The following is an 18,377-nucleotide window of genomic DNA, read 5'->3' on the forward strand; positions in this document are numbered from 1 at the left end:
TTTCCTACCTTTCTTCGATACGGTACAATACAATTACTATGGTCTGTTTATTCATTTGTTGAAAGGAGTTCTCTCATCATGCAAAAAAAGAAATGGTTCCGCATCATTATCTATCTCATGCTGCTCGCCATGATTGGGTCCACCCTTTTCATTGCGCTCGAACCTTTATTGTTCGGATAGAAACCTGAAGCCTTTTGACTGTCTGATTTACAGACGGGGAAGGGCTTCTTTTTCTGTAATCCAGGTAATCTCATACGGGAAAATCCGGTTAAAGTATGGAACGATATCCTGCGCAACTTGTTCCACAGTGTAGGTCTTGCCTGTAATATCCTCCAACGAGGTCACACCATACTGCTCAATCCCGCAAGGAACAATACCCTGAAAGCCTGCTTGCTGAATGCCTGAGGTGATATTAAAAGCAAATCCGTGACTCGTCACGAAGCCACGCCGATGTTTACAGCGATTGAACTTTACGCCGATGGCGGCAATTTTCAAATCTCCGATCCATACACCTGTGTAAGCCTCTTTACGCCCTGCTTCAATACCCTGATCAGCCAGGTAATCAATAATCATCTGCTCTAGGCGACGTAAATAGCCATGTAAATCCAAGGCTTCATCCCGTCCAAGAACAAGTAACGGGTAACCTACCAACTGGCCAGGGCCATGATAAGTAATATCACCGCCGCGGTCAATTTGAAACAAGGAGATACCTTGTTCCCGCAGTTCGTATTCACTGAGAAGCAGGTGCTCCGGGTGATTCTGTGAACCGATCGTATACGTCGGCGGATGCTGGAGCAACAGCATCTGCTCCGCGCCTTCTCCCTCATCCAGTTGCTGCACAATCGCTTTCTGGCGGTTCCAAGCCTCTTCATAATCAAGCATCGGTATGTACATAACATCCAGCGGCTTGCTCATGATTCCCCCACACCCTTCTGTTTCAATGTTCATTGTATAATGATGAGCATTCATTAAAGAAAACGGGAAAAGTGCACGGCCATTGGCACATACACTTTCCCATTATCCATCTATTCAGGGCTTGGCATCATTAGTAACTCATTGAAATGATGCACTTGCTCTCTCTTAATACACTTTCGATTCCATCGTGTATCCTTCAAGATTCTCTTTTACACGTTGCAGGAAACGTCCGCTAATGACTCCATCTAGAATACGATGATCCAGGGAGAGACAAAGGTTCGCCATAGAACGGACAGCAATCATGTCATTAATGACCACAGGTTTCTTGACGATCGACTCAAATGTAAGAATCGCCGCCTGTGGGTAGTTAATAATAGGTTGCGACAGAATCGAACCAAATGACCCCGTATTGTTAACCGTGAAAGTTCCGCCCTGCATATGGTCTAGCTTCAACGTGCCTTCACGAGTTTTACGTGCCAGCTCATCAATTTCACGAGCCAGACCAGCGATGTTGCGCTGATCCGCATGTTTAATTACCGGTGTCAGTACAGAGTCTTCTGTACCCACTGCCATCGACAGGTTGATATCCCGTTTGACAATAATTTTGTCAACAGCCCATACCGAGTTCATGATCGGGTAGTCTTTAATCGCATTAACGACCCCCTTCATCATGAAGGACAAGTACGTCAGGTTGATGCCTTCTTTGCGCTTGAACTCATCCTTGAGTTTGTTGCGCAGCATCACCAGATTCGTCACGTCCACTTCAATCATCGTCCACGCGTGAGGGATTTCCGATACGCTTTGACGCATATTACGAGCAATGGCATTACGAACTGGAGTAACGTCGATGAAGTATTCGGATCTTCCCTGTCCGCCACCCTCTACTTCGATTTGCGGAATTTTCGGACTTTCGGTCAGATGTATGCCGGAATGTCTTACAGGAACGCCTGCGTCGGCTGCTGGAACGGTTTCTCCCGCAGATGCGCCCAAGTCTGCATTCCCCCGATTCAATCCGCTGAAAGGAGAACCTGAAGGTACTCCCGAAGAGACCTGCTGTCCTGCTACAGTAGAAGACTGTACAGACGCTGCGCCCGCGTTTCCACCCTGTGCAATCACTGCCAGTACATCCTTACGTGTAATCCGACCACCTGCTCCTGTGCCCTGAATGCTCTGCAAGTTGAGACCATGTTCAGCTGCAAGGGATTGAACCGCAGGAGAATAGCGGTTACGCATCGGCTGATTGGGATCGTGCCCTGTTGTACTCGCTGCACCAGCAGCAGGTACGTAGTTCGCACTTTGTTGTGCATGAACATGATCACCATTCTGTTGCTGCGAAGCATGCGTTACTTGCTCTGCTGCTTCTTCATCAGAAGCAGCTACCTGCATGCGGCAGATGGCTTCGCCAACCGCAATGGTCGTACCTTCTTCGACCAACAGATCACCCATAATTCCATCAACGGTTGATGGAATCTCTGCGTTGACTTTATCCGTAATCACTTCACAGATCGGTTCGTATTGTTCAATCCGGTCACCCGGTTTTTTCAACCATTTGGCAATGGTAGCCGAGACCAGCGATTCCGCCAGCTGCGGCATAATGACCTCGATCCATTTCATACTCATTGGTTATATCACTCCAAACTTTGCTTTTAAACTATCTCACTACACGAATTAATACTCGGCGAGCGTACGCATCGCTTCCTTGGCTTTATCCTTGCTCAGCATATAGAATTTCTCCAATGTTGGGCTAATCGGCATTGCCGGTACATCCGGTCCGCAGAGACGCTGAATCGGCGCATCCAGTTCGAACAGACATTCTTCACTGATGATAGCCGCAACTTCCGCTCCTACACCACCAGTTTTATTGTCTTCATGCACAATCAGCACTTTGCCAGTCAGACGAGCGGATGCAATGATGGCTTCGCGATCAAGTGGCTGCAATGTGCGCAGATCCAGTACATGGGCAGTAATGCCTTCCTCACGCTCCAGCTCTTCGGCAGCCTGCATGACAAAATGAAGTGGCTGGCTATACCCGATAACTGTAATATCTGCTCCTTCGCGAAGCACGTTGGCTTTACCAATTGGAACGATGTAATCATCTTCCGGCACATCTTCCTTGATCAGCTTGTAGCATTTTTTATTTTCAAAAAAGAGAACCGGGTCCGGGTCGCGAATGGCTGCTTTGAGCAGTCCCTTCGCATCGTATGCCGAGTAAGGAGCTATAATTTTCAGACCTGGTGTGCCAAAAAAGATCGATTCCGGACATTGGGAGTGATACAGCCCACCAAAAATACCGCCGCCAATAGGCGCACGAATAACAATCGGGCAACTCCAGTCATTGTTGGAGCGATAGCGAATTTTGGCCGCTTCACTAATAATCTGATTTGTTGCAGGCAACATAAAATCCGAATATTGCATCTCGGCAATAGGTTTCATGCCATACATCGCTGCACCAATGGCTACACCTGCAATGGCTGATTCGGACAATGGTGTGTCCATGACACGCATTTCGCCGAACTGATCCTGCAATCCTTTGGTTGTAGTGAACACGCCGCCTTTGACCCCGACATCTTCACCAAGGATAAAGACATTTTCATCCCGCTCCATCTCTTCTTTCATCGCGAGACGGATTGCATCAATATATTCCATAACCGCCATACTTACCGTCCCCCTTCTTCGCTGTCCGCATAAACGTGCGTCAGAGTGTCCTCAGGTTTCGGATATGGCGCGTTGTCTGCGTATTCAGTCGCTTCTTTCATTTCCAGCGCAAGCTGGGAAGCCAGATCCGCATCCCGGGCTTCATCCCAGATGCCGCAATCGATCAGATAGTTCTTCATGCGAAGCACGCCGTCCTTCTTCCAGTTCTCTTCAACCTCTTCCTTGGTCCGGTATGCCAGATCATTGTCGGAAGTGGAGTGTGGAGACAACCGATACATCATCGCTTCAATAAGTGTTGGTCCTTCACCAGCGATTGCGCGGCGACGAGCTTCTTTGACTGCACCGTATACTTCCAACGCATCGTTTCCATCTACACGAAGTCCGGGGAACCCGTACCCAAGTGCACGATCTGATATTTTACCACTCAGCTGCTTGTGAATTGGCACCGAGATGGCATACTGATTGTTCTCACACATAATAATCACAGGAAGTTTATGAACACCTGCGAAATTGGCACCTTCGTGGAAATCTCCCTGGTTGCTTGACCCTTCACCAAAAGTTACAAAAGAAACGAATTCTTGCTTCTTCATTTTGGCAGCCAGTGCAAACCCTACAGCGTGCGGAACCTGTGTCGTAACCGGACTGGAGCCCGTTACAATGCGCAGCTTTTTGTGACCGAAGTGACCCGGCATTTGCCGTCCCCCACTATTCGGATCTTCCGCCTTCGCAAAAGCAGACAGCATCAGCTCACGTGGAGTCATGCCAACTGCCAGTACAAAGCCATAATCGCGGTAATACGGTAAATAATAATCGTGATCCCGGTCCAGACCGAATGCAGCGCCTACTTGCGCAGCTTCCTGTCCTACACCGGATACGTGAAAGTTAATTTTGCCGGCCCGCTGTAAGAGCAAGCAACGCTCGTCAAACTTGCGTGCGAGCAGCATGTATTTGTACATATCCAATACTTCACCATCGCTAAGTCCCAGCTGTTCATGCCGATGGACCGCGTCTGCAGTACCTTTTGAACTCATATGAGGTACCTCCTTTTAATCAGAGCCTTTGCCCGTCTTACTACCCGATCTTATAACCTGGTACTAAGACTTGGCTTAACCTTATTATAATCCCATTTGCCCAAAAAAGGAAAGGACCTTTCTCATAAGCCTGTCCGGCTTACATTCCAATCGATTTTCCGTCTACTGCCAACATGGCTTCACCCATGATTTCCGATAATGTTGGGTGAGGATGGATCGTCTGTCCCACTTCCCAAGGTGTCGCATCCAGCATCTGAGCCAAAGAGGCCTCTGCGATCAGTTCCGTCACATGGGTACCGATCATATGTACTCCCAATATATCATTCGTCTTGGCATCCGCGATTACCTTCACGAATCCATCCCGACTTCCATGAACCAAAGATTTTCCAATCGCCTGGAACGGAAACTTGCCTGTCTTCACTTCACAACCACGCTCTTTGGCCTCGCGCTCCGTAAATCCGATACTCGCTGCTTCCGGACGAGTATAGACACAGCGCGGGATTCGATGTGATTCGACGGCATGTACCGTTTCACCCGCCAGATGATTCACTGCCAAAATGCCTTCATGACTCGCTGCATGCGCCAGCTGCAATCCGCCGATGACATCGCCGATTGCATAAATATGTCCCTCACCCGTTTGCAGATGTTGATTCACAGCAATAAATCCGCGTTCGAGTTTGATATCCGTATTTTCGAGTCCGATATTTTCGACATTGGCCTGACGACCAACCGACACCAGCATCTTGTCCGCTTTCAGAGTCTCTTGCTTCTCATCCCCCAGCTTGACATCAATCTGAATACCGTCTTCCTGTATGCTATATGTCTCTGTCAGAACGCTAGCGCCTGTTAGGAAGCGAACACCACGTTTCCCAAGCAATCTCTGCATTTCCTTGGCTACATCTTCATCCTCTGCTGGCAATACATGAGCAGCGGCTTCAACAACTGTAATTTCAACGCCAAAATCATTCAGCATCGAGGCCCATTCGAGGCCAATCACCCCACCACCAACAATGATCAGGGATGCTGGTAATTCGTCCATTCGCAAAGCCTCATCACTGCTCATGATGTACCGGCCATCTGGCTCAAGACCTGGCAGCACCCGTGGGCGAGATCCGGTAGCAATAATGAGGTTGGTTGGCACAACTGTATCCATCTCGCCATCTTCAAACTCGACAGCCACTGCACCGCTCTGAGGGGAGAAAATGGAAGGTCCGATCACGCGCCCTTTGGCGTGTACGACCTGAATTTTATTTTTTTTCATTAAATACTGCACACCTTGATGAAGCTGCTCCACAATTGCATCCTTGCGCGCCTGAACCTTCGGAAATACAAGTGTTGCTCCAGCTGTTTCAATCCCATACATTTCGCTTTCTTGTATCTCAGCGTACACTTCCGCACTTCGCAGCAATGCCTTGCTCGGAATACAGCCACGATGCAGACAAGTGCCCCCCAGCTTATCCTTCTCGATAATAACAACCTGTTTTCCTAACTGTGCGGCACGGATGGCAGCAACGTACCCTCCCGTTCCTCCTCCAAGAATGGCAACATCACATGTAATTGGCATCTTAAATGTTCTCCTCTATCCATATAATTTCAATACAATTTCAATATATTTGTAAGATGATGATTCGAATGATTCTCTTTTTCATAGACGTTATCTATATTCCATTGTACTCCCCTTGAGCAGTCAACTCAAAATTTGACCCTGAAACGCATGGACAGCTTCTGAAAACCAAGCTATGATGGAATCAGGTATGACCTGTAAGCGCAACCTTTATTTTACGTCAACCTCAGGCAGAAGGAGTTTAATGGTGATGAATACTAGACTGGTCTTTGCACGATTTGTGGCGATTATTGTTCTGGTCATTCCCGGGTTAATGGCAATGAAGGGTTTTCTAATGATGAAGGACGCCCTTTTCCTGTATTATGCCGAGCATGGGAACGAGCAGATCTCACCAGGATTTCAATGGCTCTCCTTTGGTGGAGGACTTGTCCTGTTCGCCGCAGGCATGAGTTTTCTGGGAGGTTGGATTCTGTTCCGTGACCGCAAGCGTAATTATGTAGGACCCCGTTTTCGTTCAAAAAGCGCACCCTCAGCCGACAAAGCTGAGACGCCCGGTACGACTTCCTGAGTCCGGGCTTTTTGTCATTTTTTCTGGCTCCGCAACATTTCAACATCCGAACCTTACATCTGCCTTTATATACGGTACTCGATCAGGTATAATGCTTATTATTCAAACACGTATTATGCATAAATTCAGTGTTAGCATCTTGAATATGCACAATGCCCACTCTTTCCATAGACAGGATGGATCAACATGGTCTCGTTTATCATTACGCTAAAAAGATTGCTTAAAGGCATTTTCCATGCCTTCAAGGACCAGAAGTTCCTGGCTCTGTTTGTATTAACTGCGGCGACACTTCTCTCGGGCACGTTATTCTATACTCGCGTTGAAGGTCTGCACTGGATTGATGCCCTCTATTTCTGTGCAGTAACTCTAACGACGGTGGGACATCCGGATTTTGTACCATCGACCGGATTCGGCAAGGCTTTTACAGTCATCTATATGTTCGCAGGTATCGGCCTCACCTTCGCCATGATTGCCAGAATTACAGCAGGTATTCTATTTCCCCGCAAATTGCAGACAGAAGAGAACCCGGAGTAGTCTCCGGGTTATTCGTATAATGCATCCCGCAGCTTGGTAGACATACGCGACTCTTTGGAAGAGGACTTCAGAATCGTTCTGCGCAACGTCAGATTACTGGCTTGCAGCCGCTCCGCTTCAGCGAACAAGTCTGCAAACAACGCCTGCGCAGCTTCGTCAAGGACTGACTGTCCTTTCAAATGTTCATATCGCTCTTGTAATTCGGATAATGCTTCACTCATCGTTAACACCTCTTTTCAATCGCTCCTGGCTTATGCATTACACTGCCGTAACCAACAGCTTAACAATCCATATAGTAACACAAAGCTGCTCAGATTAGTTCTGGCTCTTACTAAAGATTTTGTGGTACTCTGTAATGGTCGCTTTTTTTTGTTGAATCCCGTATGTGAGAGGAGTAGCAGAACTGTGCAAACAGGACGAATTACCGTAATTACAGGACCTATGTTTAGTGAAAAATCCGGTGAACTCATTCGCCGTTGTCAGAAATTAATTCAATTTGGCCGTAAAAAGGTCGTTGCTTACAAACCTGCCGAAGATGATCGGTTTGCTCAAGACGAGATCGTTAGCCGTATCGGCTATCGTCTGCCTGCCCATTCCATTCCCCGGCAATTGACCCCGGAATCCGTAGAGATGATCCTTACGCAGACCAAAGATGCTGATGTTGTTGCATTTGATGAAGTACAATTCTTCAGCAGTGCCATCATGGAACTGGTCTCCGAGCTTGCCTACTGTGGCAAACATGTCATTGTGGATGGACTGAATATGGATTACCGTGGCAAGGAATTTGGATATGTAGGCGGTTTGCTCGCTATGGCGGATGATATTGAGAAACTGTCGGCATTCTGTGCCGTATGCGGAAGCCCGGATGCGGCTTTCACCCAGCGTATCGTTAATGGAGAGCCTGTAACGCTTGGACCTGTCGTCATGATTGGCGATTCAGAAGCTTACGAGCCGCGCTGTCGCTGCTGCTTCATTCCTCCTCACAAAGTTGAATGCTGAGCTGAATCAGCTTTTCCATGATTAATCTATAGGTTCTGATCGGCGGTATCTGCTGCTACAGGTTTCCTGAGATTTCAAAAAAAGCCCCCGAGGGCTTTTTTTATTATAACTCCTTTTTACCAGCATACCCTTAATATACCTCTGCTTAACTCGGTCATTTGCTCTTTCTTTGCACACAAAAAAGCACCGCCTCACAGCGATGCTTCCCATTCGTCATCTCCCGCTAGTCCCGGGAAACAAAATATTTGTTGGTCATGTAGTAAGCGTCGCCACGCGACGTTTCTACCATTCCTTTTTTGGCATCCAAAAATACAATCTCTTTGCACTTGGTGCAGTACCATTTGGTGCGCTTATATGGAGACTCCGTAACATATGCCGTGCCACATTTACAATCAATCTTCATTAATAACTCGGTTGATTTATATGCGCTGGACAAACGTTCCATGTTATCCTGCTGCTGTGTAGGCATAATTGTCTGCTGATAATCCGATAAATGATTCTGAACTTTAAAATCTGCTACCAATCCTGCATTCAATCCAAAAAACTCCTTGCCGATTTCGGTCACGAAGCGCTTCTCATTTCTGTAGCAATCCAGCCACTCAATAATCTGCTTATTTGACAGTGGAACCGTACCCTTGATACCGCTGTTTAAGGTGTAGGTCATGATGTATAAAGTATCGTCTTGTCTACCTGAGTACATTAGAATCCTCCTTCGAATACATTTGCTAATGTACTACAAAAACGCTCATAAATCAAAGCAATGTTATTTCCTGAGCGTATCTCTTCCTTATTAAATGGGTAACATTCCTCGATGTTCCGCCACTGATTTACAAGAACTGCATACACCTGCAACATTTCCCTGGGAAGTCGCATAATACACGATGGACTTCACTTTTTTACTACAGATGGAACAATATTGCCTCCTTTCCTTCCTGGGAGTGTAATCGGATAGGTTTACTACGTTTGAGTTTGATTTGAACCTGCGCACAAAGTTCAGCCATTTCATCTCTTTCTCTCTCTTCCTTGTTTGCCTTCTAAGGGGTGAATTGCTTATGCTTGGGCAAAAATTGATCCTGCATTGGTTATGTATACGATTCCAAGTTGTGCATGCCTATCTCATAATCTATTCGACGTTTTGAGCCTTTTTCCTGTTTTTGATCTCTACGCATACAAAAAAAACCGACAGAACCTGCCCCATCCTCTTGTATGAGAAAGGAACTTCCGTCGGTTAACTTGCCTTATTTATAAAACGTTCCAAGAACCTCAAGCGCGGGTGAGCGCTCAATTCGAAACGGATAGATGTATCCCTGATTCAGCTTCACAAACTTGCGACTCCACAGATCAAGTCCAGTTGTAAATTGGTACGCCTGATATATAAATTTGGAACAATAGTTCCGTTCAATGCTGCGCAGATTCGTCTGCAATCGATAGAATTTTACCTGCTTGTAATGATCCTGTACCCACTGCGCTGCCTTCACACCAGCCTGATTCAGACGGGAGCGAAATACAATGAAACGATCCCCCTCATAAAAGCGAGTGATGTACCAATCCAAGGAATCGGCAAACACGGGCCCATAAGGGTGTACGTGATACACTTTACCGTCGAGTCCAATAATCCCCATATGCCCGGCGTAATAAGTCGATTCCGAACTTGGCGTATATAAAATATCTCCTGGCTCCAGCTTCATTTGGCCCAAAGCGGTAATAGGCAAATCCTGATGCAGCCTTCTGGACGCTGAACGTGCGCGCCGGCCTTCCACCAGTAGTCGATGCATTTTCCCAGCAACAGCGAGATAGACTTCCGACCATTTGATGCGTTTTTTCTCACGGCCTTTGAACCACCGATGAATGAATGTGGATATACGTTGAAATTTTTTTTCCATATTGTGCACTCCACTCTAATCTGTTTGACGTTTCTTGCTGTTTTTCCTCACTTCTAAGGCTCATTATAGACAGTTGATGATGTATGTTCAATTCCGGTGCCTGTTCTATGTTGTGCAGTTCGTGGAGGTTCATACCGAAAATGGAAACAAAAAAAAGCAGTTCTGGCATTAGCCAGAACTACTTCGTTTGATTCTATTCTTCCACAACACCAAGTTCTTTATTTTTTTCCTTGAACCGGCTGTTATGGGAAGACACATAGGCAACTTTCTCCGCCTCAGGGTCCATATACAGTTTTGCACTGTTCACCGCGAGGGCTGCATCCGTAAATGTACCAGCAATCAGATACAGTTTACTTCCATAATCTACAAAGTCTCCTGCAGCGAAGACGCCTGGAATATTCGTTTGCAGCTTCTCTGTTGTTTTGACATGCCATTCACCAAGATCAAGTCCCCAATCCCGGAGCGGGCCAAAGTCACTCTTCATGCCGTGGTTGACGATAATCGCATCCACATCAAGGACTTCACTCTCACCTGTCTCAACATGGGATATCGTCACTTGTTCGATGATCTCCCCACTTTGACTATGTAGGGTATCAACGGCGTATGGTGTACGAATATCCACTGAGGATTCTCTCATCCGCAGTACATTTCGCTCCAATCCGCCAAAGCGGTCACGACGATGCACAACCGTCACTTGCTCTGCCAGTGCTTCAAGCTCATTGGCCCAATCCACCGCGGAGTCACCTCCACCAGAGATCAGTACTCGTTTACCACGGAAAGGCTCCAGCTCCTGTACTGTATAGTGGAGATTGGTAACCTCATAACGGTCAGCACCTTCAAGCTCCAGCTTGGCCATTTTATATATACCATACCCGATCGCCAATATGACGGTACGTGTCCAGTGTTGTTCTCCTGTATTCGATGTCAGCAGAATCGTGCCATCAGGCTGACGCTCAAATCCTTCAATTTGCTGTTCAAACACAATCGTTGGCTCAAATGTTCTAGCCTGTTCTTCCAGCTGTTTAATCAAATTTTCACACAGAATCGGGGTCACGCCGCCAACGTCCCAGATCATTTTCTCTGGATAAAAGAGCATGCGACCACCCAGTTTATCCCGCGCCTCAATCAACTTGGTCTTCATATCACGCATCCCGCTGTAAAATGCAGAATACATGCCGGCAGGTCCCCCGCCGATAATTGTTACATCATATAATTCCAAATGCTGATCCATGTAGTTACCTCCATCAGTTCGATCCAAAGCGCTCGACTATTTGATATCGATTCTCATTATCACTCTTTTCCTAGTCTAATGGGAAACTTATCAAATTACAATGGCTAAAATTCAAACATTTCTTATACAAAACTACCATCGGTTATTTATTTGTTGATTACTTAACTTTGGGAGCTGCGAGTAGATGCTCGACAACGAAATCGATTTGCTTGTTGATGGAATAGATATCCGAGTAATAGAAGAAATCAAAATCAATCTCGATTAAACGGCCTTCTTTGATAGCGGGTATGCTATTCCAAATTGGATTATCGTTAAGGTTATCTGCCCCTTCATATACCGAACGAAACACGTAGTCTCCCATATACTCAGGAAGAACTTCCATGGACAAGGTCGAACCTGCCGCGTCGGAAACGACGTCAATTTTTTTCTGGACCGCTTCAGGTGCTTTCATTTCCAAGTACTCGTATATAGCCTGAGATCCTCGGCCGTATTGCTTACTTTCTACAATGACCATCTCTTTCAGCCCACCTTCGACGATGGAGGCCGTTTTGTCCAGTATGCCTGCATCAGCAAGTTTTTTCTTGCTCTCTTCAACTTTACTGTTAAGATTGTCGATTAAAACGTCTGCTTCCTGTTCTTTGCCGAAAATGCTAGCGATACTATGAAGTCTTTCTTCCGTTGTCAATTTCTCATATGGGACATACACAGTTGGTGCAATATCTTTTAATAGCGTGTAAGTCTCTTCTGAAGGAACAATGATCAAATCCGGGTCCAGATCAATGACAGCCTCAGGGTTTGGTTCGAACCAGGTGCCTAGTGAATTTACCCCTTCAAGCTCATTCTTATATGCAGCCCCATCAAATACGTCAGACGTTGCAATAGGCTTAATTCCAAGCGCTACAACATCTCCTTGAAGATAAAGTACAACCACCCGTTTAGGATTTGCCGGGACAACAACATCACCTTTAACCGTGGAGACCGTACGTGTTCCATTTTCATTGTTCGTTTGACTACCTGAATCTGATGATGAAGATGCGGCTGTGCTCGTAGTTGAGTTCGTATTCGTACCTTCCCCCGTAACTGTTGTTGTTGCAGAGCCAGCGGAGCATGCCGATAAAAGCATTGTGATGCTTAAAAGTGCAACCAAAATCATGCTGGAGCTTGTTTTTCTTCTTTTCATTGATGTAGACCCTCCGTCTATATATTGATAATGATTCTCATAATCAATATATCCTCGCATCCTTCTCCAGCCAATGGACGATTCGGAGAATTGTAATGGACGATCCTCTGCCAAAGTCTGGTTCCTTATTTTCTGCTGATAGAGTGTGGGGGACAGGCCCACATGTTTTTTGAAAATACGGCTGAAATAATACACATCCGTGTATCCCACTTCTGCCGCGATTTCGCGCAGGGTTGCATCGGATCGAACAAGCAAATTCCGGGCTTTGGTCAGTCTCGTTTGAATGAGATAATCAATCGGACTGTGTCCTGTCTTTCTTTTAAATTGCATAGATAAATGACGGGAGCTGTAGTTGAATTGTTCAGCCAGAAAATCCAGAGTCACCTGTTCCCTATAATGCTCCTGGATGTAGCGAAGTGTTTGCTCAATAGGGTCTGGAGGCACTGTTCTGACTTCCTGCTCTGCCAATTGAAACAACAGCTCATGAATAAATTGGTAGAACAAACTTTTTACTTGCAGCAAGTCCAGTCTGCTCGCCTGATCCCACGCTTTCTCCAGTTCTCCAAAATAGCGCAATATAGCAAGAGGATTGCTCGGCGTAAATCCATATTGCAAAGAGAACGGAGCAATCTGAGGAGGTTGTGACAACCGCCATGTTTTACGATGAGTTGGGAACGCAAGGAATGCCCTGTAGAACAGCAAGTAATATTCAAACTTTTCGCTCACCCGAATATCCAGTGATGATCCTTTACCACCATGCAGAATACAGAATCGCTGTGCTTCGTGTGTTTTCCCATCCAATTTAAGTTGAGCTGCACCCCGAATGCTGTATATAAAAGCGTTTGCCGGAAGCAAATAGGACTCCTGTATCTCCCCTGCCTCCATGACGATCCGGCGTATATCCAGAATTTTAACAGCCGCGTGATTCCAGCTTTGCATCTGTTCGTTTAATTGCATCGATTACTCTCCAATCCCAGTCTCACCAGGAACAAAGACCTTGTACAGGTCATTATTCTGCAAACCATCCTTAACCGAAGCGTTATAGTGGTTCACTATTATTCCTTCATTATAGATGATAATAATTTTCATTATCAACTGAATTTTGACCAGGATTCAATTTCACCAATCAATGATCCGAAAGATTTACTTTTGAACAGCTGTCTTCGTGAACCAAGCTGCCAATTCCTCGGTCTGATCCAACGTTGCAATAGGGTCAAAGTACCATGAACGATCCGGACTCCAGATAAACACACGATCATTCTTGACGGCATCAAGCGAACTCCATACTGGCTTGGATTTCAATTCCTCTACAGTCAGGTTGTCTGCCGTAAGAATAATGTAATCACCGGCAAATTCGGGTATGGATTCGGACGAGACTTCAACAAGCTGATCTTTCATTAATATCTCTTTTTTGTCTGCCGGAGGATTCAATCCGAGAGCACTGTACACAGCTTGACCTCCACGCCCAAAATTATCACCAAAGGCTAACGGTCCTTTATCGTAAAATTGCATAACGGATACTTCTGCATCTGCATCGATTGCTTCACTTACACGCTTCTTGGCATCCGCAATTCGTCCGTCGTAATCGGCCAACCATGACTCAGCCTCTTTTTCTTTGTTCAACGCTTTACCGAAATAAGTGATCTCTTCATGGGTATTTTTCAACTCTCCATAAGGAACAACAAGCGTAGGCGCAATTTTGCTAAAAGAATCAAACAAATCAGGATCACCTGTGACAATCAGATCTGGTTGAAGTTCCAACACCTTTTCAAGAGAAATAGTTTCGTATTCACCAATATTCTCTACTCCCTCAAGTGATTTGATAAAATAGGGGTTCTTCAAGTTCATTTCCGGTGTACCGACTGGCTTGATTCCCAAAGCAATCAGGCTTCCTAAATATAAATCCACCACAATTCGCTTGGGTTCAGCCGGGACCGTGATATCTCCCTTAACCGTCGAGATGATCCGAGGCTCGGAATTGTTCGATTGGCTATCAGCCGTTACTGTGCTGGTAACACTCGAAGTCCCTTTGCTTCCCGCTGTTTCTCCCCCAGAATTACTAGTTGCCCCTGTCGAGCAGGCACTCAGCAGTAAAGTGAGACTTAATAAAATACTAAGCAGCATTCCCGTTCTTGTCTGTCTATTCATGTACAATGACCCTCCGTGTTTATATTGATAATGATTATCATCATCGTTATAAACATACCTTCCAGCTCTTCCACTGGAAATGTCATTTCGCGCCAGGGCCGATGTCAGATCAGGCCATTTTAAGGTGCCCGATGTTTTCTCCTTAAACTGAAGCGGAGAAACACCTGTATGTTTTTTGAACATACGCCCTAGATAATATCCGTCCGGATAACCGATGCCTGCCGCAATCTCATCCAATGTAGCGTCGGTATGCAGCAGCATCTCCTTGGCCTTGAACAAACGGAACTGAATCAAATAGTCGATTGGACTATAACCCGTGGCCTGCTTGAACTTGCGGGACAGACTTCTGGGACTGCTGCCGACCTTCTCCGCCAAAACATGCAACGTTAGGGGCTCAGCATAAGAGGATTCCACAATTTTGATGACTTTGCTGACCTGATTCGTAATGGAATAACGAGTTGCAGCATGAGGAATTTGTGCTGATACTTGCTCTACAAAAGGATAAAAAAGACTTTTTGCCTGAAAATGATGTATGGGATTCTTTTGATTCCATAAAGCGTGTATCTGTTTTACTTGCTCATACAGCACAACAGGTGACTCAGGGGCAAAACCATAGGTTAGCTGAAATGGATTCATGTGCTCCATCATGTTGCCCAAATCGGTTCTTCCTCCACTTGGCAAGCTTGATTTGTACATAAGGTAAAACAGGTTTAATCCAGATTGTCCAGCTTCAATATGCAGCACGCTCCCTTTTCCACCATGAAGAACATAAAAACGACTCACTTCATGCTTCTGGTCGTTTATGGTCACATAGGCTTTACCCTGAATGTTGAATACAAACGTGCTCGCAGGAAATTTATACTTTAGCTCCTCGGTTGGCCCTAACTCCATATAACGTATATCCGCAATACTCACAGCAGCATAGTTCCAGAGTATGTAATAATTATTCCACATTTCATTAACCCAACTCCGTCTAAATAGATTGACTAAACAGTCCTTCACTCATTGATAACCATTATCAATCATTATTCGCAAGTAAGCAACACACAAGTGAAAGTGAACTTATTACCAGCGTATCTTCATTTGCTTCTCGTAACATCCGATATATGTAAGTAGATCCACGATATAACGAAGAAGGGGAAAAGACCATGAATTCAATTTCACCTGCCTCCAAAAGCAGCTTCACCCCCGGGAGCCAAGTCTCCAGTAGAGATAAGGAAATTCAGGGACTTATGCAGCAGAAGGTTAGGCTTAATGAAGAAGTACAAGCTGTAAAATCCAATGATGAACTGGACACTAAAACCAAAGCAGCACGAATCAAATCATTAACGAGCTCCATTACGCAAATCGACACGCAGATCGCCCAGATCAAAGCAGAGGAAATGGAGGAAAAGAACAAATTAAAACAGCCTGAGAAGACCAAAGAACAACAGCCCCAGCGCAATGACGAAGCTCAACCCCCATCCATGGACCATCTAATTAAGCACAGTCAGACTTACGATCAGTTAGGTAAACTGGTCGGTTTGCGAGATCGCATGAACAGCTCCATACAAACCATTGAAGGTGAAACCAAGTTTGACCGACTGGTTCTGGAGATTAATGCTGGCAATGATGCTGGCAAATCGATGATGCTTGAAAATGCTGAACGTACGGTATTCCAGAAAAAAAGAGAAATCGTGCAGGACATCAGCTCCCAAATGAGCAAAGTAGGTCAGAAGATTGGAGATTTGATGAAAGAGATACATCAGCCTGAGCCAAAAGAATCCGTTTCGTCTCCTACACCTTCATCCTCTGTGGAAAAGGAAAATCAGGAAGTCGTTGAGGGAAATAAGGCTGAAAGCAAATCGAAGAATTCCAATGGTACGCAGAATGATAAAGACCCAGGAAAAATTCAAGAGACTCAATCAAATGAATCCCCTGCCCCTTCCTTTACATCGCTCGACATTCGGGTTTGAACAGGTGACAAAGGTGATATGTAGTTTCAGACCATATTAAAAAATGGATGTTGATTCACCATATATTTTTTTATAGTAGGCATATGTCTGAGCATAATCTAAAAAAGCTCCCGACAGCTTTCGAAGCACATAACGATCATTCTGCAACAAATAATGAGCACTGGCTGCGTTCTTGAACAAAATTACGAGCTCATTGTCGGAAACAAACTGGTTCACATTTATTCCACTGCTAAGAATGAAGCGCTGCAGATCTTCATAAAGTCCAATAGTATACTTATTAGCATCATTTGTAGAAAAGAAGAAATCTAAGCTGTCACTATGATAAGAACCGTTTTTAGTAAAAGTTACATTGGCTGACCAGCCATCAAAATCAAAAGTTAGTACTTCTTCACTCTTACTTAACCATTGCTCATCTGAATATTTTTTTAAATTATCAATATGAACTATTTCTTGACCAAAATAACTCACCAAATTACCTGCTTCGAGATACTTAGAAAAGATTAGTTGTGAAATTTCAGTTTTATTCAGTAGATCCATCTCCTTTGCACTTCTTTTAAAGCATTAAAATTTATTTCATTATAACAAGAGTAGAGGTTGTAAACGCCTCCTACATGTATAAAAAACCGTTACAAAAAGGCTATTTAAGCCCGATTGTAACGGTTTTTTAGGTTTCATTATTTATGTTAAATCATAAATTTCAATCTGCTCAATACATAAGTAATCAAGAATTATTATATATCATTCCTGATCCTTTCAGGACACCTTATTCTCAATTCTAAGCTTGTCAGCGACCATCGCGATGAACTCGGAGTTCGTCGGTTTCGACTTGCTGATATTGATGGTATAACCAAACAGGTGGCTGATGCTGTCGATGTTACCACGTGTCCAAGCCACTTCGATAGCATGACGAATGGCTCGTTCGACGCGAGACGGCGTTGTTTTGAACTTTTCGGCAATCGCTGGGTACAAGGTTTTCGTGATAGCACCCAAAATTTCGATATTGTTATACACCATAGTGATGGCTTCGCGTAAATACTGATATCCTTTAATATGCGCAGGAACGCCGATTTCATGTATGATGGACGTAATGCTTGCATCCAAATTTTTGTGCTTACCCATCGGCACCACGTTGGACTTGTTCATAAACATCGATGAACCGCCACCACCGCCTGTGGAGATCGTGGTTTGCGTGCCAACCAGTTGACGTACACGATTCGCGAGTACTTCCATGTCAAATGGTTTCAGGATGTAATAAGAAGCTCCGAGTTGCACGGCACGCTGCGTGATATTCTCTTGTCCGAAAGCCGTAAGCATAATGACTTTGGGCTGTGGAGACAGATTCAGGTTGCGCAGACGCTCCAGTACACCCAGTCCATCCAGGTGAGGCATAATAATATCCAGAATAAGTACATCCGGTACATCGCGAGTCTGCTCCAGCAACTGCAGCACTTCTTCTCCATTGTAAGCAATTCCGGTTACTTCCATATCTTCCTGTTCGGATATATATTCGGCAAGCAAATTCGTAAATTCACGATTATCATCGGCCAGCAATACCTCAATTTTTTGCAAAACGGTATCCTCCTTTAATTTAAACATCGTTTCGTACATTTCCTTACAGGTTAAATTTTCGACACAGGGGAGGAAATTCCTTCTGTCGAAAATTATTTTTCTTTATTTTTTTTTCTCATTGCTATATAATAAATAATTTATTTCA

Annotated in this window: 19 protein-coding genes; 5 read left to right on the forward strand and 14 right to left on the reverse strand. The window is 45.0% G+C overall.

Annotated features, from left to right (window positions below; genetic code table 11):
* Positions 1-78 precede the first annotated feature (78 nt).
* Positions 79-180: a stressosome-associated protein Prli42 gene (gene prli42, locus BLS14_RS10750; RefSeq protein WP_090810668.1), complete on the forward strand. Its 102-nt coding sequence runs from the start codon at positions 79-81 to the stop codon at positions 178-180.
* Between the two features lie 27 nt (positions 181-207).
* Here prli42 and lipB read toward each other — a convergent pair whose 3' ends face one another.
* The 5 genes from lipB to lpdA all read right to left on the reverse strand — a co-directional run bounded on the left by lipB (position 208) and on the right by lpdA (position 6,165).
* The gene (gene lipB, locus BLS14_RS10755) at positions 208-915 is read right to left on the reverse strand and encodes a lipoyl(octanoyl) transferase LipB (protein WP_064636784.1); all 708 of its coding nucleotides are present in this window, start codon (positions 913-915) and stop codon (positions 208-210) included.
* A gap of 165 nt (positions 916-1,080) precedes the next feature.
* Positions 1,081-2,535 (reverse strand): dihydrolipoamide acetyltransferase family protein, encoded by a 1,455-nt coding sequence (locus tag BLS14_RS10760; RefSeq protein WP_072735292.1) that lies wholly within the window; start codon positions 2,533-2,535, stop codon positions 1,081-1,083.
* Between the two features lie 48 nt (positions 2,536-2,583).
* The gene (locus BLS14_RS10765) at positions 2,584-3,570 is read right to left on the reverse strand and encodes an alpha-ketoacid dehydrogenase subunit beta (RefSeq protein WP_024630968.1); all 987 of its coding nucleotides are present in this window, start codon (positions 3,568-3,570) and stop codon (positions 2,584-2,586) included.
* Positions 3,571-3,572: 2 nt separating this feature from the next.
* Positions 3,573-4,601, reverse strand: a complete 1,029-nt coding sequence (locus BLS14_RS10770) for a thiamine pyrophosphate-dependent dehydrogenase E1 component subunit alpha (RefSeq protein ID WP_063565722.1) — start codon at positions 4,599-4,601, stop codon at positions 3,573-3,575.
* Positions 4,602-4,740: 139 nt separating this feature from the next.
* Positions 4,741-6,165, reverse strand: coding sequence for a dihydrolipoyl dehydrogenase (gene lpdA, locus BLS14_RS10775; protein WP_090951500.1), 1,425 nt, complete (start codon positions 6,163-6,165; stop codon positions 4,741-4,743).
* A gap of 244 nt (positions 6,166-6,409) precedes the next feature.
* Between lpdA and BLS14_RS10780 the strand changes: the two genes are divergently transcribed.
* Entirely contained in the window at positions 6,410-6,733 is a 324-nt protein-coding gene (locus tag BLS14_RS10780) for a DUF2627 domain-containing protein (RefSeq protein ID WP_063565720.1), read from the forward strand.
* Positions 6,734-6,919: 186 nt separating this feature from the next.
* Positions 6,920-7,267: a potassium channel family protein gene (locus tag BLS14_RS10785; RefSeq protein WP_024630972.1), complete on the forward strand. Its 348-nt coding sequence runs from the start codon at positions 6,920-6,922 to the stop codon at positions 7,265-7,267.
* Positions 7,268-7,275: 8 nt separating this feature from the next.
* Here BLS14_RS10785 and BLS14_RS10790 read toward each other — a convergent pair whose 3' ends face one another.
* Positions 7,276-7,488 carry a hypothetical protein gene (locus BLS14_RS10790; protein ID WP_063565718.1) on the reverse strand — a complete coding sequence of 71 codons (213 nt, stop codon included), beginning with the start codon at positions 7,486-7,488 and terminating at the stop codon, positions 7,276-7,278.
* Positions 7,489-7,672: 184 nt separating this feature from the next.
* On the opposite strand from BLS14_RS10790, the gene BLS14_RS10795 reads away from it, so the two are divergent.
* Complete coding sequence (locus tag BLS14_RS10795) at positions 7,673-8,266, forward strand: thymidine kinase (protein ID WP_024630974.1); 594 nt, start codon at positions 7,673-7,675, stop codon at positions 8,264-8,266.
* Between the two features lie 223 nt (positions 8,267-8,489).
* On the opposite strand, the gene BLS14_RS10800 is transcribed toward BLS14_RS10795, so the two are convergent.
* The 6 genes from BLS14_RS10800 to BLS14_RS10820 form a co-directional block, all read right to left on the reverse strand.
* Positions 8,490-8,966 (reverse strand): hypothetical protein, encoded by a 477-nt coding sequence (locus BLS14_RS10800; protein WP_024630975.1) that lies wholly within the window; start codon positions 8,964-8,966, stop codon positions 8,490-8,492.
* A 538-nt stretch (positions 8,967-9,504) separates the two neighbouring features.
* Entirely contained in the window at positions 9,505-10,149 is a 645-nt protein-coding gene (locus tag BLS14_RS10805; RefSeq protein ID WP_072735295.1) for a hypothetical protein, read from the reverse strand.
* A gap of 193 nt (positions 10,150-10,342) precedes the next feature.
* Positions 10,343-11,380: an NAD(P)/FAD-dependent oxidoreductase gene (locus BLS14_RS10810; protein ID WP_079694105.1), complete on the reverse strand. Its 1,038-nt coding sequence runs from the start codon at positions 11,378-11,380 to the stop codon at positions 10,343-10,345.
* 157 nt (positions 11,381-11,537) lie between these two features.
* Positions 11,538-13,517 carry an AraC family transcriptional regulator gene (locus tag BLS14_RS10815; protein WP_090951503.1) on the reverse strand — a complete coding sequence of 660 codons (1,980 nt, stop codon included), beginning with the start codon at positions 13,515-13,517 and terminating at the stop codon, positions 11,538-11,540.
* Positions 13,518-13,520: 3 nt separating this feature from the next.
* Positions 13,521-13,649, reverse strand: a complete 129-nt coding sequence (locus BLS14_RS33095; RefSeq protein ID WP_256336354.1) for a hypothetical protein — start codon at positions 13,647-13,649, stop codon at positions 13,521-13,523.
* Positions 13,650-13,703: 54 nt separating this feature from the next.
* A complete protein-coding gene (locus tag BLS14_RS10820) occupies positions 13,704-15,662 on the reverse strand; it encodes an AraC family transcriptional regulator (protein ID WP_090951506.1) in 1,959 nt (652 codons plus the stop codon).
* Positions 15,663-15,856: 194 nt separating this feature from the next.
* Here BLS14_RS10820 and BLS14_RS10825 point away from each other — a divergent pair, with 194 nt between their 5' ends.
* The gene (locus BLS14_RS10825; RefSeq protein WP_063565713.1) at positions 15,857-16,663 is read left to right on the forward strand and encodes a FlxA-like family protein; all 807 of its coding nucleotides are present in this window, start codon (positions 15,857-15,859) and stop codon (positions 16,661-16,663) included.
* A 36-nt stretch (positions 16,664-16,699) separates the two neighbouring features.
* Here BLS14_RS10825 and BLS14_RS10830 read toward each other — a convergent pair whose 3' ends face one another.
* Together BLS14_RS10830 and spo0A are read right to left on the reverse strand one after the other, a co-directional pair.
* Complete coding sequence (locus tag BLS14_RS10830) at positions 16,700-17,200, reverse strand: hypothetical protein (RefSeq protein WP_063565712.1); 501 nt, start codon at positions 17,198-17,200, stop codon at positions 16,700-16,702.
* Positions 17,201-17,416: 216 nt separating this feature from the next.
* Positions 17,417-18,232 (reverse strand): sporulation transcription factor Spo0A, encoded by an 816-nt coding sequence (spo0A, locus tag BLS14_RS10835; protein WP_063565711.1) that lies wholly within the window; start codon positions 18,230-18,232, stop codon positions 17,417-17,419.
* Positions 18,233-18,377: the final 145 nt, after the last annotated feature.

It is taken from the genome of Paenibacillus sp. OK060 (assembly GCF_900101205.1).
Classification (GTDB): Bacteria; Bacillota; Bacilli; order Paenibacillales; family Paenibacillaceae; genus Paenibacillus; species Paenibacillus marchantiae.